Origin of the sequence: Nocardioides bruguierae (assembly GCF_023656415.1) — a bacterium.
GTDB lineage: Bacteria > Actinomycetota > Actinomycetes > Propionibacteriales > Nocardioidaceae > Nocardioides > Nocardioides bruguierae.
On record NZ_JAMOIL010000011.1, the window covers coordinates 26,987 to 47,836 of the forward strand.

Here is a 20,850-nt window from a genome sequence, read left to right on the forward strand (position 1 = left end):
TGTGAGGAGCGCCAGCGACGAGCCTCGAGACCCCCGCACCCGCAGCGCCCGGCGGTCGAGCAGCGAGGAGCCCCGGCGACGAGCGCACGTCGAGACCACCCCCCCCGACCAGGCCACCCACTCTCCACAGGCCCCCGAGCCGCCCCGCTCGTCCCCAGCATCGGAGACGTTCGGACGCCCCTATCGGCGGCCTCGCCTAGTCTCCACCTCGATGCCGCTCCACCTGCACCGTGCCGCCCGCACCGACCTTCTCGCCGACGCCCTCGGCGGGCTCCTGGCGAGCCCGCTGCCGGACCCCTTCGCCGAGGAGGTCGTCGTCGTGCCCGCCCGTGGGGTGGAGCGCTGGCTGACCCAGCGGCTCTCGCACCGCCTCGGCGCAGCCGAGGGTCGGGAGGACGGCGTGTGCGCCGGCGTCCGCTTCCTGGCACCGCGCTCGCTCGTCTCCCTGCTGCTGGGGCGCGAGAAGGACGACCCGTGGGACCCGGAGCGGCTGGTCTGGCCGGTGCTCGCGGTGGTCGACGACTCGCTCGGCGAGCCCTGGTGCGCCGCGCTGTCGCGCCACCTCGGCCACGGCCTGACGGGCGAGGCCCGCGCCACCCGTCGCCAGCGGCGCTGGTCGGTGGCCCACCACCTGGCTCGGCTGTTCGCCGCCTACGCGGTGCAGCGCCCGGCGATGCTGGCGGCCTGGTCCGCCGGCGGCAGCGGTGACGGGCTCGGCCACGACCTCCCGCCCGACCTGGCCTGGCAGCCGGAGCTCTTCCGCCGCGTCTGCGCGCGGGTGCGCGCCGAGAGCGGTGCCGCCGCCCCGCACGAGCGGCACGCCGCCACCCTCGCGGCGCTCGAGGTCGGCGGCGACGGGCTCGACCTGCCGGCCCGGCTCTCGCTGTTCGGCCACACGCGGCTGCCCGAGACCGAGGTGGCGCTGCTGCGCGCCCTCGCGGCCCACCGCGACGTCCACCTGTGGCTCCCGCAGGCCTCCGAGCCGCTGTGGCAGGCGCTCCAGCCGCTGGGCGGCCCGGTCCCGCGCGCCGAGGACGACAGCGACCTCCTGGTCGGCCACCCGCTGCTGGCCTCGTTGGGCCGGGACAGTCGCGAGCTGACCCGCACCCTGCACGGGGTCGCCGACCACGAGCACGTCCACGACCGTACGGAGCCCGCGGGCACCACCCTGCTCTCCCGGCTCCAGGGCGACCTGCGGGCCAACCACGCCCCCGACGCCGCGGAGCGGGCGGCGCGACCCGTGGACCCGGCCGACCGCAGCCTCCAGGTGCACGCCTGCCACGGCCCCGCCCGCCAGGTCGAGGTGCTGCGCGAGGTGCTCGTCGGCCTCCTCCAGGACGACCCCACCCTCGAGCCGCGCGACATCCTCGTCATGTGTCCGGACGTGGAGTCCTACGCCCCGCTCGTCTCGGCCGCGTTCGGCCAGGGCGGCGGCGAGGGCACGGACGACGCCGTCGCCGGTCACCCGGGCCACCGGCTGCGGGTGCGCCTGGCCGACCGGGCGCTCTCGGCGACCAACCCGCTGCTGGGCGTGGCCGCGTCGCTGGTGGAGCTGGCCGGCGGCCGGGTCACGGCGTCCGAGGTGCTGGACCTGCTGGCCACCCCCGTCGTCCGCGCCCGCTTCGGGCTCAGCGACGACGACCTCGACCGGGTCTCCCGCTGGGTGGGGGAGGCCGGCGTGCGCTGGGGCCTGGACGCCGCCGGCCGCGCCCCGTTCTCCATGGACCGCTTCGAGATGAACACCTGGCGCTGGGGCGTGGACCGGGTGCTGCTGGGCGTGGTGATGTCCGGCGACGAGCTGGCCCACGTGGGCGACGCCCTGCCGCTGGACGACGTGGGCAGCTCGGAGGCGGGCCTGGCCGGCCGGCTCGCCGAGGCCCTCGACCGTGTCGGAGCCTGCCTCGAGGGCCTCACCACCGCCGTGGGGGTCTCCCGCTGGGTCGAGGTGCTGCGCACCGCGGTCCGCGGCCTGACCCTCGCCGACGACGACGCGGCCTGGCAGCTGCCGCAGCTCGAGCGTGAGCTCGCCGGGATCGCCCAGGACGCGGCGGAGCCGGCAGCCGGACCGGGGGCACGCGCCGGTGAGGAGCCCGAGCTGGCGCTCGCCGACGTCCGTGCCCTGCTCGCCTCGCGGCTCTCGGGCCGCCCGACCCGCTCCAGCTTCCGCACGGGGACGATCACCGTCTGCACCATGGTGCCGATGCGCTCGGTGCCGCACCGGGTCGTGTGCCTCCTCGGGCTCGACGACGGCACCTACCCGCGCAGCACCGCCGCGGACGGCGACGACGTCCTGACCCGCACCCCGCTGACCGGTGAGCGCGACCTGCGCTCCGAGGACCGCCAGCTCATGCTCGACGCGGTGCTGGCCGCGTCCGAGACGCTGGTGCTGACCTACACGGGCGCCACCGAGCACTCCGGGTCCGCGCGCCCGCCCGCCGTACCGCTCCAGGAGCTGCTCGACGCTGCCGACCGCACCTGCGCCGAGCCCGTGCGCGAGCACGTCGTGGTCCACCACCCGCTCCAGCCGCACGATGCGCGCAACCTCGTGCCGGGTGCCCTCGTCCGCGAGCGTGCCCCCCGGCCGTTCAGCTTCGACGTGGCAGCGCGCGCCGGCGCGCAGGCCGCCCACGGCACGCTGACCCCGGTGCCGCTGCTGGTGCCGGCCGGCGGGCTGCCCGAGCACCCGCTCACCGAGGTCTCCCTGGCGGACCTCGTCGACTTCGTCAGCCACCCGGTCCGGCACTTCCTGCGCCGCCGTCTCGACGTGGGCTCGCCGCTGCGGGCCCGCGAGGTCGAGGACGCCATGCCGGTGGAGCTGGACGCCCTGGAGAAGTGGGGCGTCGGCGACCGGCTGCTGCACGAGATCCTGGCCGGCGCGGCCCCGGGCACGGCGTTGGAGGCCGAGCGACGACGCGGCGGCATCCCGCCGGCCGCCCTGGGCGACCTGGTGCTGGCCGACGTCGAGTCCCAGGTCCGCGCGATCTTCGACGCCACCCGCGACCACCGGTCGGCTCCGGCCCGGTCGGTCGACGTGGACGTCGAGGTCGGGGGCGGACGCCGGGTCACCGGCACCGTCTCGCCGGTGCACGGCAACCAGCTGCTGACGCTCGGCTACTCCCGGTTGAAGGCCCGGCACCGGCTCCAGTCCTGGGTGCAGCTGATCGCCCTGGCGGCCGGTCGTCCCGACGAGCACTGGATCGCGCGGGCCGTCGGCAGGACCAAGGCCGGGCCCCAGGCGGCCCTGGCCGGTCCGCTCGACCACCGGGCCGTCGCCTGGCTCACCGACCTCGTGGACCTCTACGCCGAGGGGCTGCGCCGGCCGTTGCCGCTGCCGCCCGAGACGTCCCTGGCCTGGGCCACGGCGGCCGTCGCCCGGGAGGGCGGGGACCCGGACGCGGACCCGTCCGCCGCCGCGTCCCGCGCGTGGGTGACCGACCCGCACGACCGGTTCGGCATCGAGGGAGAGGACAAGGACGTCTCCCACCGCACCGTCTTCGGTGAGGACGCGCACCTCGACGTCCTCGTCGACGCCGGCCTGCCCGAGCTGGCCCTGCGGCTGTGGCGACCGGCCATCACGACCGGGGAGCGGGTGGGCCCGCTGTGAGCACGCACCCGACCGACCCCGCCCACGCCGTCCCGTCCGCACCGGAGCGCCACGCCATGGAGACCTTCGACGCCCTCGGGCCCCTGCCGGGGGTCGGCACGACGCTGCTCGAGGCCAGTGCGGGCACCGGCAAGACCTGGACGATCGGCGCCCTGGTCACCCGCTACGTCGCGGAGGACGGGGTGCCCCTGGCCGAGATGCTCGTCGTCACCTTCGGGCGGGCCGCCAGCCAGGAGCTGCGCGAGCGCGTGCACGCCCAGCTCAGCGAGGCGGCCGCGGCCCTGGCCGAGGACGCGCCGGAGCCCACCGAGCCGCTGCTGCGCCGGCTGCGCGAGACCACCCCGCAGGAGCGGGCGGTGCGTCGCCGTCGCCTGGCCCGGGCGCTCGCCGACTTCGACGCGGCCACCATCGCCACGACGCACCAGTTCTGCGGCCTCGTCCTCGACTCGCTGGGCGTGGCCGGAGACACCGACGCCCGCGCCCACCTCGTCGAGGACCTGGAGGACCTGACCCGCGAGGTCGTCGACGACCTGTACCTGCGCGCGTTCGGCCGCCGCGACGACCCGCCGGTGTTCAGCCGCAAGGACGCGCTCGAGCTGGCCCGCGCGGCCGTGGGCGACCCGCAGGCGCACCTGCTGCCCGAGGCGGGCGACGAGAGCGTCCCGGCGATCACGGGGCGGCGCGCCTCGTTCGCCCGGGCCGTCCGCGCCGAGGTCGAGCACCGCAAGCGTCGCCTGGGCGTGCTCTCCTACGACGACCTCCTGGCCCAGCTGGCCGACGCGCTCGAGGACGAGGATGCACCGGCCCGCCGGCGCATGCGCGACCGGTGGTCGGTGGTGCTGGTCGACGAGTTCCAGGACACCGACCCCGTGCAGTGGCAGGTCCTCGACCGCGCCTTCACCGGGCACGCGCGGATGGTGCTGATCGGCGACCCCAAGCAGGCGATCTACGCCTTCCGCGGCGGCGACGTGCACACCTATCTCCAGGCCGCTGCGACGGCCGGGACGCAGCAGACGCTCGGCACCAACTGGCGCAGCGACGCCGGCCTGGTCTCGGCGCTCCAGGTGCTGCTCGGCGGGGCGGAGCTGGGGGACGAGCGGATCACCGTCCACCCGGTCGACGCCCACCACCGCGAGGCGCGGCTGCGCGGTGCGGACGGGTCCGCCCTGCCGCCGCTGCGCCTGCGTGCCCTCGACCGTGACCTGCTGAAGGTGTCCCCGCGCACCACGCCGTCGGTGAAGAAGGCGCGGCCCGCGATCTGGACCGACGTCGCCCACGAGGTGCAGTCCCTGCTCTCCTCCGGCGCCACGTGGCGCGGTCGGCCGCTGGTCGCCGGCGACGTGGCAGTGCTGTGCAACCGGCACGCCGACCTCGCCGCCGTGCAGGCCCAGCTCGAGCCGCTCGGCATCCGGGCCGTCATCGCCGGCGGGGAGAGCATCTTCACCACGCCCGCGGCGCGGTACTGGGCGACCCTGCTGGAGGCCCTGGAGCAGCCGCACCGCAGCACCCGTGTCCGCGCCGCCGCGCTCACCCCGTTCCTCGGTCGTGACGCCACCTGGCTCGACGGCGCGGGGGACGAGGCCACCGACGAGGTCGCCGACCTCCTGCGCGAGTGGGCCGACCTCGTCGCCCGGCGCGGGGTGGCCGCGGTGACCGAGGCGGCCACGACCGCCGGCATGCCCGCGCGGGTGCTCGCGCGCGTCGGCGGCGAGCGGCTCCTGACCGACCTGCGGCACCTCGGCGAGGTGCTGCACGAGACCGCCCAGAACGAGCGGCTGGGCGTGGTCACGCTGCTGGCGTGGCTGCGGCGTGAGGTCGCGGAGGCCGAGGAGGGGCGCGTCCAGGAGCGGGTGCGCCGCCTCGACAGCGACGCCGCCGCCGTCCAGCTCGTGACCATCCACTCGAGCAAGGGCCTGCAGTACCCGGTGGTGCTGCTCCCCACGCTGACCGACCGCTGGGTGCCCACGATGACGCAGGCACGCTTCCACGACGAGGCGGGCCGACGCTGCCTGGACGTCGGCGGGCCCACCCCGCGGCGCGAGGACTGGCGCGGTCACGAGCGTGCCGCGCAGGCCGAGGACGCGGGGGAGTCGCTGCGGCTGGCCTACGTGGCGGCGACCCGGGCCCAGAGCCAGGTCGTGCTGTGGTGGGCACCCACGAAGAACACCGAGTCCTCCCCGCTGCACCGCTTGCTCTCGCGGGTGCCCGGCACCGCGGAGGTGCTGCCTACCCGCGCCGTGCCGCCCGACGACCTGCTGCGACAGGGCCTCGGCATGTGGGAGCAGGCCGGCGGCCCGGTCGTCGAGCGCGCCGAGCCCGCCCCGCTCGGTGCCCTGCCCGAGAGCCCGGCGCCCGGGGAGCTGTCCGTGCGGAGGTTCGACCGGGTCGTGGACACCGCCTGGCGCCGCACGTCCTACTCGGCGCTGGCGCACGCGGCGGACGCCGGTGGCCCCGTGGTCGGCGGCGCCGACGGCGCCCCGGGCGTCGGCAGCGAGCCGGAGGCGCTCGGCAAGGACGACGAGGTCGACCTCGCCGAGACCGTGACCCGCGAGGAGCCCCCGTCCACGGAGCTCGCGCTCGCCTCCCCGATGGCCCGGCTCCCGGTCGGTGCGACGTTCGGCTCGCTCGTGCACGCGGTGCTCGAGCACGCCGACCCGGCCGCGCCCGCCCACGGCGGTGACCTGCGGGCCGAGCTGTCCGCCCACGTCGCCGAGCAGCGTGGGTGGTGGCCGGTCGATCTCGACGGGGACGAGCTCGCCGAGGCGCTCCTGGCGGTCTGCGACACCCCGCTCGGCCCGGACGCCGACGACCGGACGCTGCGCAGCCTGGGCCTGCGGGACCGGCTGCGGGAGATGGACTTCGAGCTGCCCCTGGCCGGCGGCGACGTCGCCCGCGCGGGCTCCGGGGCGTCGCAGGTGCGGCTCGCCGACCTCGCACCTGTGCTGCGCCGCCACCTGCCGGAGGGCGACCCCGTCGGAGGCTTCGCGGACTCCCTCGAGACCCGCCCGGGCGGGCCTGCCACGCCGTTGGGCGACCAGCCCCTGCGCGGCTACCTCACCGGCTCGGTGGACGTCGTCCTCCGCGTCGGCACGGCCGAGGAACCGCGCTACCTGGTGGTCGACTACAAGACCAACTGGCTCGGGCCGCGGGAGGAGCCACTGACCGCCCACGCCTACCGGCCGGCGGCGCTGGAGGAGGCGATGGGGCACTCCGACTACCCCCTCCAGGCGCTGCTCTACGCCGTCGTCCTGCACCGGTTCCTGCGCTGGCGCCAGCCCGGCTACGACCCGGAGCAGCACCTCGGCGGCGTCCTGTACCTCTACGTCCGCGGCCTGTGCGGCCCCGAGACCCCTCGGGTCGACGGGCAGCCCTGCGGCGTCTTCAGCTGGCGCCCGCCGATGGCGCTGCTGGAGGACCTGTCCGCGCTCCTCGACGGGAGGCTCACCCGATGACCGCCGCGACCCCGACGCCGACGCCGATCCAGGCGCCCCGTGTCGCCTCCGCACCACTGGCCATCCACGAGCCCTTCGAGGCGCACGACGCCCGGCTGGCAGCCCGGGCCACGGGCACGCCGGCCGTCCTGAACGCCGCCGGCGTCCTGGAGGCGACCGACGTGCACGTCGCGACCCGCCTCGCGGCCGTGGGGGGCGAGGACGACCAGGCCGTCGTGCTCGCCGTGGCCCTCGCCGTGCGGGCGCTGCGGCGCGGCTCGGTCTGCGTCGACCCGGTGGCCACCGCCGCCGAGGTCGCCGCCGAGCTGAGTGCCGCCCTCGAGCCGGACCAGGACGCTGCCGGGTCCGAGCCGGAGCCGGCGGCGCGCGCCGCGGTGCGCGCCGCGTCCGCGGTGACCTGGCCCGAGGCCTCGGCCTGGCGTGCGGCGCTGGCCGCCAGCCCGTTGGTGGCCCAGGGCGCCCTCCGGCTGGAGGGCGACGACCTCTACCTCGACCGCTACCACCGGCTCGAGACCCAGGTGGCCGACGACCTGCTGGCCCGGGGTGCCGCCCCGGCCCCCGAGGTGGACGAGACGGTGCTGGAGGCCTCGCTCGTGGGCGTGCGTGGCGGCCGGTTCAGCCCGGAGCAGGAGGCGGCGGCCGTCCAGGCCGTCCGCTCCTGGACGACGGTGCTGACCGGCGGGCCCGGCACCGGCAAGACCACCACGGTCGCGCGGACCCTGGTGCTCCTCGCCGCCCAGGCGGCGGCCGCCCCGGAGCGCCACGGACGACCGCTGTCCGTGGCGCTGGCGGCGCCCACCGGCAAGGCCGCGACCCGGCTCGAGGAGGCGGTGGCCGCCGAGCTGGACGCCCTGGGGCCCGACGCGGCGGACGGGCTGGGCCCGCTGGCCGGCGTCACCCTGCACCGGCTACTGGGCTGGCGCGCCGACAACCAGACCCGCTTCCGGCACGACCGCGGCAACCGGCTGGGCCACGAGGTGGTGGTGGTCGACGAGTCCTCGATGGTGGACCTGACGCTCATGGCGCGGCTCCTGGAGGCCGTGCGGCCGACCTCCCGCCTGCTGCTCGTCGGCGACCCCCGGCAGCTCACCTCGGTCGGCGCCGGTGCCGTGCTCGCGGACGTGGTGCGCGGCCTGAGCGTGGACGCGGGGTCGGATGCGGGGTCGGAGGCGTCCACCTCCCCGGTGGCGGCGCTGAGCACCAACTTCCGCAGCACCGAGCACATCAAGGCGGTGGCCGAGGCGCTGCGTGCCGGCGACGCCGACGAGGTGGTCGCGCAGCTGCGCGCGACGAGCGCGGAGGTCGAGCTGGTCGAGGTCGAGGACGACGAGGACCCCTCGGACCTGTTGCGGCCCTCCCTCGTGGCGCACGCCCGCGAGCTGCGGGAGCTGGCGGCGGCGGGCGAGCACGCGCAGGCGCTGCGGCTGCTGGACCGCCAGCGGCTGCTCTGCGCGCACCGCGACGGCCCTGCGGGGGTGCGGACCTGGAACCGCCGGGTGGAGACGTGGCTGGCGGAGGAGGTCGGCCCGCTGGCCGTGGGTCGCGGGCTCCCGGGGTGGTACGCCGGCCGTCCGCTGCTGGTGGCCAGCAACGACTACGCCCTCGACGTCTACAACGGCGAGACCGGCGTGGCCGTGCTGCGGCCGGAGGACGGTCGTCTGCGCGCGTGGATCAGCGGGTCGGACGGTGCGCGCGAGCTGGCGCCCGGCCGGCTCCAGGACATCGAGACGATGCACGCGATGACCGTGCACAAGGCCCAGGGCAGCCAGGCGGAGTCGGTGACCCTCCTGCTGCCGCCGGCTGGGTCCCGGCTGCTCACCCGCGAGCTGTTCTACACCGCGCTCACCCGGGCCCAGCGCCACGTGCGGGTCATCGGGTCCGAGGCCGCGGTGCGGGCGGCGGTGGCCACGCAGGCGCAGCGCGCGACCGGCCTGGCAGCGCGGCTCCGGGCAGGGACGCGGTGACGTCCGGGTCTCGGCGGTTCAGACCAGTGGTCGGCGTCCACCTGGCGGAGCCTCCGGTTCGTCGGCGGACGTGGGCGGCTAGGGTCGTGCCGTGTCCTTCCTGATGCGCGTGGAGCTGCCTGACGTCCCCGGTTCGCTGGGTCGTCTCGCGACCGCGATCGGTGAGGCCGGCGGCGACATCGAGGCCATCGAGATCGTCGAGAAGCGCTTCGACGGCACCGCGCTGGACGACGTGCTGCTCGACATGGAGCCCGGCGTCATGCCCGACTCCGTCGTCTCGGCCTGCAACGCCGTCGAAGGCGTCCGCGTGGTCTGGGTCAGCCGGTACGCCGCGGGCGGCAACCTGTTCCTCGACCTCGAGGCGGTCGAGGACCTCACGGCCGAGCCGGCCGCCGCGATGGACCGCCTCGTCCACCTGCTGCCCGTCACCTTCCGCGCCGACTGGGCCGCCCGCGTGAACCGGGTCGACGGCATCGTCACCCACACCGAGGCGGCGCCGTCAGACCTGCCGTTCCTCGACATCGTGGGCACGGAGCGCCTCGAGCCCGAGGAGGGCTCGCCCGACGTGGTCATCGCCGCCCGTCTCGGCGGCAACGACATCGTCGTCGTCGGTCGCCGCGGTGGTCCGGCGTTCCTGGACTCCGAGCTCGCCCGCGTCGGCCACCTCGCCGGCCTCGCGGTCTCCATCGCCCGCCCCTGACCGCCGAGCGCCCACGCCGCTGGTCGAGGAGGCCGGCCACGGCCGTCGCGAGACCGAGGCACCGTGCCCGGTAGCGTCCGCACCATGAGCGCGATCGAGGGTGTGTCCGACACGTTCGACCCGGACGCCTGGGACGTCGTCCCCGGCTTCGAGTCGCTGACCGACCTGACCTACCACCGGGCGAAGGCGCACGGCACGGTCCGCGTCGCGTTCGACCGGCCGGACGTGCTCAACGCGTTCCGCCCGCACACCGTCGACGAGCTGCTGACGGTGCTCGAGCATGCCCGCACCAGCGCGGACGTCGGCTGCGTGCTGGTCACCGGCAACGGGCCGTCCCCCAAGAACGGCAAGCACTCCTTCTGCACCGGCGGCGACCAGCGCATCCGTGGCAAGGCCGGCTACCAGTACGAGACGGACGGCCACGTCGTCGAGGCCGAGGCGCCGAACCCGATCGACAAGGCGAAGCTCGCCCGGCTGCACATCCTCGAGGTGCAGCGGCTGATCCGGTTCATGCCCAAGGTCGTCATCGCGGTCGTGCCCGGCTGGTGCGCCGGCGGCGGCCACTCCCTGCACGTGGTCGCCGACCTGACCCTCGCCAGCGCCGAGCACGCCGCTTTCAAGCAGACGGACGCCGACGTCGGCTCCTTCGACGCCGGCTACGGCTCGGCCTACCTGGCCCGCCAGGTGGGGCAGAAGTTCGCCCGCGAGATCTTCTTCCTCGCCGACACCTACTCGGCCGAGGACGGCGTCCGCATGGGCACTGTCAACAAGGCCGTGCCGCACGCCGACCTCGAGGGCGAGGCGCTGGACTGGGGCCGCAAGATCAACGGCAAGTCCCCCACAGCCCAGCGGATGCTGAAGTACGCGTTCAACGCGATCGACGACGGTCTCGTGGGCCAGCAGATCTTCGCCGGTGAGACCACGCGCCTGGCGTACATGACGGACGAGGCCCAGGAGGGCCGCGACCAGTTCCTCGAGAAGCGTGACCCCGACTGGTCGCCCTTCCCCTGGTACTACTGAGCCCCGGTCCGCCGAACCTCGGGGTTCCGGCCGGACTGGACGTCCTTGCCCCACCCACGCCGGCTGCTAGCGTCGAGAACGTACAGCCGGCCGCACGAGGTGCAGGAGGCACGGGGTGGGGCCGCCACGAAGGGTGGGCGCCGTGAGTGCCTCCGGCTCGTCATACCCGTTTCGCGCGAGCGACCCTCTGGGCCACCTGCGGCTGCGGGTCAAGCCACCTTGCGTCGCCGCTGAGGCGGACGGCGTGTGGCTGCCCTACGGCAGGGACCTGACGCGGGAGGCCGCCCACCTGGTGGACGAGTTCCCCTCCACCCGTGGGCGCGTGGACCGCGTCGTGTACGCGCCGGGGGACTGGTCGGTCGTCAGTGACGAGGTCTGGACCCGGTACGGACGGGTCAAGGTCGGCTACATGACCGCGGCGCGCGGACGCGCACTGGTCCTGGTGAGGCTCACCAGCGGCGAGGTGCTCAAGATCCGGGTCGCCTGGCCGGGAGCGGCAGTGCTGCGCCTCGTCCGCTGATCCCGTCCTGGTAGTACTGGGCCACCGGCACTCGCCGGCAGGACACCCGGGGGAGCAGCGTGAGCGACGAGCAGTTCTGGCAGCAGGCGGACGAGCACCTCATCCGCTACGGCACGCAGTGGACGCCGCGGATCATCGAGCGCGGAGCGGGCTCCTACGTCCACGACTCCGACGGCCGGAAGATCCTCGACTTCACCTCCGGCCAGATGAGCGCCGTGCTGGGCCACGCCCACCCCGACGTCGTCCGTGCCGTGAGCGAGGCCGTGAGCACGCTCGACCACCTGTACTCCGGCATGCTCAGCCGTCCGGTCGTCGACCTCGCCGCCCGCCTGAGCGCCACGATGCCCGAGCAGCTCAGCCGCACCATGCTGCTGACGACCGGCGCCGAGGCCAACGAGGCCGCGATCAAGATGGCCAAGCTCGTCACCGGCCGCTACGAGGTAGTCTCCTTCGACCGCTCCTGGCACGGGATGACCTCGGGTGCCGCGGCCGCCACCTACTCCGCCGGGCGCGCGGGCTACGGGCCGACCATCCCCGGCAACCTGACCCTGGCCACGCCGAACGCCTACCGGTCGATCTTCCGGCACGCCGACGGCAGCCACGACTGGAGGGCCGAGCTCGAGTACGGCTTCGGCCTCATCGACCAGGCCTCCGCCGGCAGCCTCGCCGCCTGCATCGTCGAGCCGATCCTCTCCTCGGGCGGCATCATCGAGATGCCGGTCGGCTACCTCGCCCGGCTGCGCGAGCTGTGCGACGAGCGCGGCATGCTGCTCATCCTCGACGAGGCGCAGACCGGGCTCGGCCGCACCGGCACGATGTACGCCTTCGAGCGGGACGGCGTCACGCCCGACATCCTGACGCTCTCCAAGACCCTGGGTGGCGGGCTGCCCGTCGCCACGGTCACCACCAGCGCCGCCATCGAGGAGCAGGCCCACGAGCGCGGCTTCCTCTTCTTCACCACGCACGTCTCCGACCCGCTGGCCGCCAGCGTGGCCCTCACCGTGCTGGGCGTCGTGCAGCGCGACGGGCTCGCCGAGCGCGCCGGCGTCCTCGGCAAGCAGCTCAACGCGAGGCTCACCGGCCTGCAGGACGAGCACGAGGTCGTCGGCGACGTCCGGGGCCGCGGGCTGCTCCAGGGCATCGAGCTCGTCCTCGACCGCGAGACCAAGGAGCCCGCCGACGCGCTCGGCAACGCCGTCACCCGCGCCTGCCTCGACCGCGGCCTGCACCTCAACATCGTGCAGATGCGCGGCATGGGCGGCATCTTCCGGCTCGCCCCGCCGCTCACCGCCTCGGAGGCCGAGATCGACGAGGGCATCGACATCCTGGACGACGCGCTCGCCGCCGTGCTCGCGCAGGGCGCCTGAGTCGCGACCCCAGCGCAGCCCGGCACAACCCGTGGAGCCGGGGCGCTCGTCACTGACCAGGCCGGACGAGGGTGACTAGGGTGGACCGCGTGATGGCTGGACGGATCGTGGTGCTGACCGGGGCGGGCATCTCCGCCGAGAGCGGGGTGCCCACCTTCCGCGACGCCGACGGCCTGTGGGAGGGCCACCGGGTCGAGGACGTGGCCACGCCCGAGGCCTACGAGACCAGCCCGTCCACGGTGCACCGCTTCTACGACGCCCGCCGCCAGGCGTTGGGCGCGGTCGAGCCGAACGCGGCCCACCATGCGCTCGCCCGCCTCGAGGAGCACCTCGGCGACGACCTGCTGGTGGTCACCCAGAACATCGACGACCTGCACGAGCGCGCGGGCTCGCGGCACGTGATCCACATGCACGGGGAGCTCCGCAAGGCGCTGTGCCGCGCGTGCGAGGGTCGGTTCGAGTGGACCGGTGACCTCGGCGACTTCCCGCCGTGCCCGGGTTGCCAGCACTCCGAGCTGCGCCCCGACGTCGTCTGGTTCGGCGAGATCCCCTACGAGATGGACACCATCATCGAGGCGCTCGCCGACGCCACCGCCTTCGTCTCCATCGGCACCTCGGGCGCGGTCTACCCCGCCGCCGGCTTCGTGCAGCAGGCCCGCCGGTTCGGCGCCGACACGCTCGAGCTCAACCTCGTCCCCTCCGACGGCACGCCCTGGTTCGCGCGGGCCCGCCACGGACGCGCGGGAGAGCTGGTGCCGGCCTGGGTGGACGAGGTCCTCGCCGGTCGCGGGCTGCTCACGAGCTAGCCGCGATCCGCTCCCGCGCCAGCGCGACGAGGCGCGGGGCGTCCTCGGCCAGACCCAGGTCTGGCGCGAACCGGGCGATCGTGGAGAGGAACAGCTCGCCCGAGGCGAGCAGCCGCGCGTCCACGTGCCCGAACACCTCGAGGGCGACCACGCCGTAGAGCTGCGCCCAGCCCTGCATCGAGACCCAGCCGAAGCCGCGCTCGTGCTCGGGCAGCAGGTGCTGCGGCCCGGGGATCGCCGGGTCGAGGACGGCGGTGCGCACCGCGTCGGGCAGGTCCTCCACAGCCGGCACCGCGAAGCCGGTCGCGCGCCACACGTCGTGCAGCAGCACGGTGAACAGCTCGGCCGACGCGGCGGCCGTGAGCGGCTCGCCCGGCCGACAGCCCGGCTCGGCGACGGGGTGCGCGAAGACGAGCGAGAACTCCCGTGGCGAGCCCATCGCCCAGGTGCGGAACTCGGTGACCGCCAGGACGAGGCGGGCGGCCGGGTCGTCGGGGGCGGCCTCGTCGGCAGCCGCCGCGAAGCGCACCGTCGCGGCCTGGTCGATGCGCAGCGCCACGAGGTCGACCAGCTCGGAGTAGGAGCCGACGTACCGGTACAGCGCCGGGGCGGTCATGCCCATCCGCTGGGCGACGGCGCGCAGGGAGAGGTCCTCGTTCTCCCGCAGCAGCACCAGCGAGGTCTCCACGATCTCGGCGTAGGTCGCCTCGCGCTGCTTCTCCCGACGCGTGGGCTCGGGCGCAGCACCGGGACCCGAGTGGGGAGCGGACGCCGGCACAGACACCTCCGAGGGGCGCAGGGATTGATCGTTGACCGTTACGTTAACACCGTTTACCGTGAATGGCGTTCACGGAAGTGACAGGCCATCACGACAGGGAGTCGTCAGATGCTCGACCGTTGGGGATCGTTCGTGGGGCACCGCCCCGTCCGGGTGCTCGTCACCTGCATCGTCCTGCTGGTCGCGGCCGCCGCCTACGGCGCCGGCGTCTTCGGCGGCCTGGTCAACGGCGGGTTCGAGGACGCCGACGCGGAGTCATACCAGGAGCTGGCGGCCGAGAACGAGGCGTTCGGCAACCGCACCGTCGACGTCGTCGCGGTCTACACCTCCGAGACGCTCACCGCCGACGCGGAAGCGTTCCAGGCGCCGGTCCAGCAGGCCCTGGCCGACCTCCCGAAGGGCACGACCGCCGGCGTCGTCCCGTGGTACGCGGACCCGTCCGGCTCGCTGGTCAGCGAGGACGGCCACGCCGCCCAGGTGCTCATCTCGCTGGCGGGCGAGGGGGAGGACGAGTACCTCGAGCACTACGACGAGATCGCTGACCTGCTGCGTGACGCGGACGAGACCGGCGCCGTCGAGGGCCACCTGGCCGGCACGTTCGCCACCTACGACGACGTCAACGAGCTCACCGCGGAGGACCTGGAGCGCGCCGAGCTCATCTCGCTGCCCGTCGTCCTGCTGCTCGCGCTGGTCATCTTCGGCAGCGTCGTCGCCGCCCTCATGCCGGTGATGGTCGGCATCACCGCGGTGCTCGGCTCGCTGGCCGTCCTGCGACTGATCTCCGAGGTCGCCGACGTCTCCGTCTTCGCGGTCAACATCGTCTCCCTGCTCGGCATCGGCCTGGCCATCGACTACGCGCTGTTCGTCGTCAGCCGCTTCCGCGAGGAGCTGGCGGGCGTGCCCGACCTCGGGCGGGGGCAGCCGGACGCCGTCGCCGCCGCGATCGAGCGCACCGTGTCCACCGCCGGCCGCACCGTCATGTTCTCCGGGCTCACCGTGGCCGCGTCGCTGCTCAGCCTGTTGGTCTTCCCGCAGTCCTTCATGCGCTCGATGGCCTACGGCGGCGCGGCCGCGGTGCTGGTGGCGATGGTCGCCAGCCTCACGATCCTGCCCGCCGTCCTGCGTCTGCTCGGGCACCGCGTCGAGGCCGGCCGGATGCCGTGGCGCCGTCGGTCCACGGCGCTGGTCTCCGACACCGGACGCTGGGCGGCGCTCGCGCGCGGCGTGATGCGTCGGCCCGTGCTGGTCGCGGGCGGGGTGGTCGCCGTGCTGCTGATCGTCGCCAGCCCGTTCGCCGGCGCCACGTTCGGCTCGATGGACTACCGCGCCCTGCCGGCCGACGCCCCCAGCCACGAGGCCGCCGACATCCTCGCCACCGAGTTCGGCGGCGAGGTCTCCACCGCCAACCTGCTGCTGCAGGGCACCAGCGACGCCGACGTGGCCGCCTAGACCGAGGAGGTCGCGGCACTCGACGACGTGCTGGGCGTGGAGCCCGTCGACAGCGCGGACGGCACCACGCTGCTGCGAGCGTCCTGGGAGGGCAACAGTCAGACCGAGGCGACCAGGACGTCGTCCGGGCGATCCGCGAGGTGGAGCCGGCGTCCGGCGAGGTGCTGGTCGGCGGTCTGACGGCCAGCACGGTGGACCTCATCGACTCCGTGGCTGACCTGCTGCCCTGGATGGGCGTCATCGTCGTCCTGGTGATGTTCGTGCTGCTGTTCCTGGCGTTCGGCTCGCTCGTCCTGCCGGTCAAGGCGGTGGTGATGAACCTGTTCTCGATCACGGCCAGCTTCGGCGTCATCACCTGGATCTTCGCGGACGGCAACCTCGCCGACGTCCTCGGCTTCGTGCCCCAGGGCTTCCTCGACGTCACCAACCCGATCCTCATGCTGGCGATCCTGTTCGGCCTCTCGATGGACTACGAGGTCTTCCTGCTCAGCCGCGTGCGCGAGGAGTGGGACGCCAGCGGCGACAACGACCGCGCCGTCGAGGTCGGCGTGCAGCGCACCGGCCAGATCATCACCAGCGCCGCCCTGCTCCTCGGCGTCGTCATCGGCGCCTTCGGCCTCTCCGGCCTGGTGTTCATGAAGATGATCGGACTCGGCATGCTCGTGGCGCTGCTGCTCGACGCCACGATCGTCCGCGCCCTCCTCGTGCCCGCCACCATGAAGCTGCTCGGCCGCTGGAACTGGTGGGCCCCCGCCCCCATGGCCCGCTGGTGGGAGAAGCACGGTCTGCGCGGCCACTGAAGCCACTAGTGCGCGACGAAATGGCTGCCCCCGGGCCCGGATCCGGTGCTTTTCGTCGCGCACTATGGGAGGTCACGGGAGGACGACCACGCGGCCGCGGACACCCCCGGCGGCGACGGTGCGGACCGCCTTGTCGGCCTCGGCGAGGGGGAGCGTGGCGTGGACGCGGGTGTCGAGCAGGCCCTCGGCGGCCTGGGCGAGGAGCGAGGCGAGCCGCTCGCCGTCGGGTGCGGCCATGACGGCGGTGGTGGTCACGCCGCGGACGCCCTCGGGCACCGCCACGGGGATGACGCCGGCGTAGCGGCCACCGTCGACGACCGCGGCCACGGCCACCTCGGCCAGCACGGCGGTGTCGGCGACGGCGTCGAAGGTCGGCGCCTCGGGCAGGGCCGAGGTGAACGTGGCGCCGGCGGACTCCACGTAGTCGCGGTCGGACTCCCGGGCCAGGCCGGTCACCGTCCAGCCGAGACGAGCGGCCAGGCGCAGCGCGTGCCCGCCGACGGCGCCGGCCGCACCCGTGACCAGCAGCGTCGCACCCGGGGTCGGGGTGCCGAGCAGGTCGAGCAGCTGCGCGGCGGTCAGCGCGTTGAGGGGCAGGCTCGCCGCCGCCACGAGGTCGAGGGTCTCGGGCACGAGCGCCACGGCGGACGCCGGCAGCAGCACGTGGTCTGCCGCCGACCCGACGGCGTGGTCGACGCCCGCGTGCAGGCCGGCGACCCGGTCGCCGGCCGCCAGCGCGGTGACGGCCGAGCCGACGGCGAGCACGGTGCCCGCGACGTCCCACCCGAGACCGGTGTGCTCGGTCTGGGTGATCGCGCCAATCGAGTGCCAGAAGCCGGAGACGACGGCGACGTCGACCGGGTTGATCGTCGCGGCGGCGACGGAGACGAGCACCTCGTCGGCCGCCGGTGCGGGCAGGGTGACGATGGCGAGCTCGACGGTGCTGAGCTCGGCGGGGGCGTCGGCGCCGGGGGTGCGGACGACGGCTGCGGTGGTGGTGTTCACGGGGAGGCCCTCCAGTGGCGTGGACGTCGGCTCTTGTGCCGACGTCCTGGTGTGCTCCACTCTGGAGGGGTTGCTCCCTTTCGGTAAGTAGGCACCTGGAAGTGCGTAACCCACCCGCACCCGCACGAGGAGGCCCCGTGCCCACCATGACCGCCGCCCAGCGGCGCGAGCTGGAGAAGATCCAGTTCGACGCCTACCTGGCCGAGTGCAAGTCCCGCGAGCTGCTCGAGACGCTGTCGAGCAAGTGGGTGGCGCTCGTGCTCAGCGCGCTGCGTGAGAAGGGCGCGCTGCGCTACTCCGAGATCGCGCGCACCATCGCCGGGGCCAGCCAGAAGATGCTCACCCAGACCCTGCGCGCCCTCGAGCGCGACGGACTGGTCAGCCGCGAGGTCGAGCCCACCGTCCCCGTCAGCGTCACCTACGAGCTCACGCCGCTGGGCGACTCGCTCTCCGGTCTCGTCCTGTCCGTCAAGGCCTGGGCCGAGGCGAACATGGTGGACGTCATGGTCGCCCGCGCGGAGTACGACGACCGCACCTGAGCAGCCGAAGTCCCCGCCGGCTTGTGGGATCCGGGGATCAGCGGCGCCGCAGCACCAGCGAGACGAGGCCGAGCACGAGCACGGCGGCCAGGCAGATGACCGCCGTGATCGCGGTGCTGCGCCACAGGCTGTCGAGGAGGGCGTCCCAGGTCGGCTCCAGGAACTGCGAGCCGCCGGACGCGGCGTTGACGGCGTCGAGCACCGTGGGCCGGGCCGAGGCCAGGAAGATCGCGAGCAGCCCCGTGCCGAGCAGCCCGAGGACGCCGGCGACGAGGAGTGCTCGTAGCCGCTTGGTGGTGATCACGACGGCCGCGACGACGAGAGCGACCAGGATCCAGGGCAGCCAGCGGTCCATCTGCTCGACGACCACGTAGACGTCGTGCACCCGGTCGAGACGGTCCGGGCGGGCCACCTCGACCTCCACCTCGGGCGCCCGGTTGCGGGCGATCCGCGGCAGCACGTCCCGGCGCACCAGCACCGCGACGACCTGGTCGAGCACCGGCGTGAGGTCCAGGGTGATGACGTCCGGCGGCACGTCGTCCGTGATCGCCTCCGACAGCCCGGCGTGCACGCTGCGATTCGCCGCCGACCACAGCCCCGGGAAGTCCTCGGACTCGACCACGCTCTGCGTCACCCGGTCGACCGCCTTGTCCACCGCCGAGCCCGACAGGACCGGCAGCTGGTCCTCGATGGCCTGCTGGAGGGCGCCCGACACCCGGGAGGCCACCGCGTCCTGCACCTCCGGCTCGTCGGCCAGCGGTGCCACCGCCTCCACGTAGGCGTCGGTGTCGGTCACCAGCGACGTCGTCCACGACGACACGAGCCACACGGGCAGCAGCAGGGCGGCGACCAGCAGCAGGACGAGCGAGAACGCGCGACGCGGGAGGCTGAACACGGGGACATCCTGGCAGGCCGAGCGCGGGACGTGGTCTCGACGCCCGGTCGTCGCCTGGGCTCCTTCCTGCTCGACCAGCGGGGGCCTCGGTCTCGCGACGGTTGCTGCGCAACCTCCTCGACCAGCGGAGGGGCGTCAGGGCAGGCGCAGCAGGACGCCGGCGTGGCCGGCGAGGCTCAGGGTGGAGCCCGAGACGCTCACGTCGGAGTCGGCCGGGTCACCGGTCCTCGCCAGCACGACCGCACCGTCCGGCACCTCCACGCTCGCCGGCAGGGGCGCCAGGTTCAGCACCAGCCGCACGGGCGCACCGCCCGCGGACGACGTCCGGTCGAGCGTGAACAACCGCTCCGCCTCGTCCGCGTGGGCCGTGACCGAGCCGAAGCCGGGGTCCGTGAGCGCGGGCTCGCTGCGCCGCAGCGCCCCGAGCAGCCGGTAGAGGTCCAGCAGCCGCGCGTGGTGGCCCGAGCCGGCCTCGGCCCAGTCCAGCTTCGAGCGGGTGAAGGTCTCGGGGTCCTGCGGGTCCGGGACGACGGCCGGGTCCCAGCCCATCTCCGCGAACTCGGCGATCCGGCCCTCGGCGGTGGCCTTGCCGAGCTCGGGCTCGGTGTGGGAGGTGAAGAACTGGAACGGCGTGGTGGCGCCCCACTCCTCGCCCTGGAACAGCATGGGCGTGAACGGCCCGGCCAGCGTCAGCAGCGCCGCGGACCCGAGCTGGTGCTCGTCGAGGTGCTCGGTGAGCCGGTCGCCGATTGCCCGGTTGCCGATCTGGTCGTGGTTCTGGTTGCAGACGACCAGCCGCCACGTGGGCATGTGCGCGGTGTCGACGGGCACGCCGTGGTCACGCCCCCGGAAGGAGGAGTACGTGCCGTCGTGGAAGAACCCGCGCTCACACACCTTCGCCAGCGCCGAGAGCGGTTCGAAGTCGGCGTAGTAGCCGGTGGTCTCGCCGGTCAGGGCGACGTGCACGGCGTGGTGGAAGTCGTCGCTCCACTGCGCGTCGAGGCCGTAGCCGCCGGCCTCGCGCGGGGTGATGAGGCGCGGGTCGTTGAGGTCGGACTCGGCGATCAGCGTCAGCGGACGCCCGAGCGTCGCCGAGAGCGCCGCGGTCTCGATCGCCATCTCCTCCAGCAGGTGCCGGTGGGCGGAGTCGCGCAGCGCGTGCACGGCGTCCAGGCGCAGGGCGTCGACGTGGTACTCGGCGAACCACATCCGCACGTTGTCGAGGATGTAGCGGCGCACCTCGGCCGAGCCGTCCTCGTCGAGGTTGAGCAGGTCGCCCCACGTGTTGCGACCGGTCTTGAGGTAGCCGCCGAACATCGGCAGGTAGTTCCCGGACGGACCCAGGTGGTTGTAGACGACGTCCTGCACGACCCCGAGGCCGCGGGCGTGGCAGGCGTCCACGAAGCGCCGGTAGGCGTCGGGCCCGCCGTAGTTCTCGGTGACCGCGAACCAGCCGACCCCGTCGTAGCCCCAGTTGTGGGTGCCGCCGAACGCGTTGACGGGCAGCGGCTCCACCAGGTCCACACCGAGGTCGACGAGGTGGTCGAGCCGCTCGATCGCGGAGTCAAGGGTGCCCCCGGGCGTGAACGTGCCGACGTGCAGCTCGTAGATCACCGAGCCGGCCAGCTGCCGGCCGGTCCAGCCGGAGTCGCCCCACGCGTACGGCTCGTCGGCGGACCACCGCGAGAGGCCGTGGACGCCGGCGGGCTGCTGCGCCGAGCGCGGGTCGGGGCGCGGGGTGTCGTCCTCGTCGAGCAGGTAGCCGTAGTCCACCGGGCCGTCGGTGGGCACCGGCGCCGCCGGCGTCCACCACCCGTCCGAGCCCCGCGTCATCGCCACCGTGGTCATCGGCACCGTGGAGCCGTCACCGAGACGCAGCGAGACGGCGGAGGGCTCGGGTGCCCAGACGTCGAACGGGCCGCGTCCGGGCTTGGTCAGCGGGGTGGCCATC

Annotated in this window: 15 protein-coding genes; 11 read left to right on the forward strand and 4 right to left on the reverse strand. The window is 74.5% G+C overall.

Features of this window, described 5'->3' with window-relative positions; genetic code table 11:
- The first annotated feature begins 211 nt into the window (after positions 1 to 211).
- The 8 genes from recC (at position 212) to M8330_RS09960 (ending at position 13,433) form a co-directional block, all read left to right on the forward strand.
- On the forward strand, positions 212 to 3,604 hold the full coding sequence (gene recC / locus M8330_RS09925; protein ID WP_250827202.1) for an exodeoxyribonuclease V subunit gamma: 3,393 nt from the start codon (positions 212 to 214) through the stop codon (positions 3,602 to 3,604).
- Positions 3,601 to 7,056 (forward strand): UvrD-helicase domain-containing protein, encoded by a 3,456-nt coding sequence (locus M8330_RS09930; RefSeq protein WP_250827203.1) that lies wholly within the window; start codon positions 3,601 to 3,603, stop codon positions 7,054 to 7,056. Before recC ends, M8330_RS09930 begins: the two co-directional genes overlap by 4 nt.
- Positions 7,053 to 9,020, forward strand: a complete 1,968-nt coding sequence (recD, locus tag M8330_RS09935) for an exodeoxyribonuclease V subunit alpha (RefSeq protein WP_250827204.1) — start codon at positions 7,053 to 7,055, stop codon at positions 9,018 to 9,020. The genes M8330_RS09930 and recD overlap by 4 nt, the downstream gene beginning before the upstream one ends.
- Positions 9,021 to 9,111: 91 nt before the next feature.
- Complete coding sequence (locus M8330_RS09940; protein ID WP_250827205.1) at positions 9,112 to 9,720, forward strand: ACT domain-containing protein; 609 nt, start codon at positions 9,112 to 9,114, stop codon at positions 9,718 to 9,720.
- 84 nt (positions 9,721 to 9,804) lie between these two features.
- Complete coding sequence (locus M8330_RS09945) at positions 9,805 to 10,740, forward strand: 1,4-dihydroxy-2-naphthoyl-CoA synthase (RefSeq protein WP_250827206.1); 936 nt, start codon at positions 9,805 to 9,807, stop codon at positions 10,738 to 10,740.
- A gap of 142 nt (positions 10,741 to 10,882) precedes the next feature.
- Positions 10,883 to 11,260 carry a DUF5994 family protein gene (locus M8330_RS09950; protein WP_308195979.1) on the forward strand — a complete coding sequence of 126 codons (378 nt, stop codon included), beginning with the start codon at positions 10,883 to 10,885 and terminating at the stop codon, positions 11,258 to 11,260.
- Positions 11,261 to 11,319: 59 nt separating this feature from the next.
- On the forward strand, positions 11,320 to 12,627 hold the full coding sequence (locus tag M8330_RS09955; protein ID WP_250827207.1) for an aspartate aminotransferase family protein: 1,308 nt from the start codon (positions 11,320 to 11,322) through the stop codon (positions 12,625 to 12,627).
- Positions 12,628 to 12,719: 92 nt separating this feature from the next.
- Complete coding sequence (locus tag M8330_RS09960; RefSeq protein ID WP_250827300.1) at positions 12,720 to 13,433, forward strand: NAD-dependent deacylase; 714 nt, start codon at positions 12,720 to 12,722, stop codon at positions 13,431 to 13,433.
- Here the strand turns inward: M8330_RS09960 and M8330_RS09965 are convergent.
- Positions 13,423 to 14,211, reverse strand: a complete 789-nt coding sequence (locus M8330_RS09965; protein ID WP_250827208.1) for a TetR/AcrR family transcriptional regulator — start codon at positions 14,209 to 14,211, stop codon at positions 13,423 to 13,425. The genes M8330_RS09960 and M8330_RS09965 overlap by 11 nt on opposite strands.
- A 108-nt stretch (positions 14,212 to 14,319) precedes the next feature.
- On the opposite strand from M8330_RS09965, the gene M8330_RS09970 reads away from it, so the two are divergent.
- Complete coding sequence (locus M8330_RS09970) at positions 14,320 to 15,660, forward strand: MMPL family transporter (protein WP_250827209.1); 1,341 nt, start codon at positions 14,320 to 14,322, stop codon at positions 15,658 to 15,660.
- A gap of 83 nt (positions 15,661 to 15,743) precedes the next feature.
- Positions 15,744 to 16,460 carry an MMPL family transporter gene (locus tag M8330_RS09975; protein ID WP_284704525.1) on the forward strand — a complete coding sequence of 239 codons (717 nt, stop codon included), beginning with the start codon at positions 15,744 to 15,746 and terminating at the stop codon, positions 16,458 to 16,460.
- A 72-nt stretch (positions 16,461 to 16,532) separates the two neighbouring features.
- On the opposite strand, the gene M8330_RS09980 is transcribed toward M8330_RS09975, so the two are convergent.
- Positions 16,533 to 17,465: an alcohol dehydrogenase catalytic domain-containing protein gene (locus M8330_RS09980; protein WP_250827211.1), complete on the reverse strand. Its 933-nt coding sequence runs from the start codon at positions 17,463 to 17,465 to the stop codon at positions 16,533 to 16,535.
- 146 nt (positions 17,466 to 17,611) lie between these two features.
- Between M8330_RS09980 and M8330_RS09985 the strand changes: the two genes are divergently transcribed.
- On the forward strand, positions 17,612 to 18,004 hold the full coding sequence (locus tag M8330_RS09985) for a winged helix-turn-helix transcriptional regulator (RefSeq protein ID WP_250827301.1): 393 nt from the start codon (positions 17,612 to 17,614) through the stop codon (positions 18,002 to 18,004).
- A gap of 37 nt (positions 18,005 to 18,041) precedes the next feature.
- Here the strand turns inward: M8330_RS09985 and M8330_RS09990 are convergent, their stop codons facing one another.
- Together M8330_RS09990 and treZ are read right to left on the reverse strand one after the other, a co-directional pair.
- On the reverse strand, positions 18,042 to 18,899 hold the full coding sequence (locus tag M8330_RS09990; RefSeq protein ID WP_250827212.1) for a hypothetical protein: 858 nt from the start codon (positions 18,897 to 18,899) through the stop codon (positions 18,042 to 18,044).
- 135 nt (positions 18,900 to 19,034) lie between these two features.
- The gene (treZ, locus tag M8330_RS09995; RefSeq protein WP_250827213.1) at positions 19,035 to 20,849 is read right to left on the reverse strand and encodes a malto-oligosyltrehalose trehalohydrolase; all 1,815 of its coding nucleotides are present in this window, start codon (positions 20,847 to 20,849) and stop codon (positions 19,035 to 19,037) included.
- Position 20,850 lies beyond the last annotated feature (1 nt).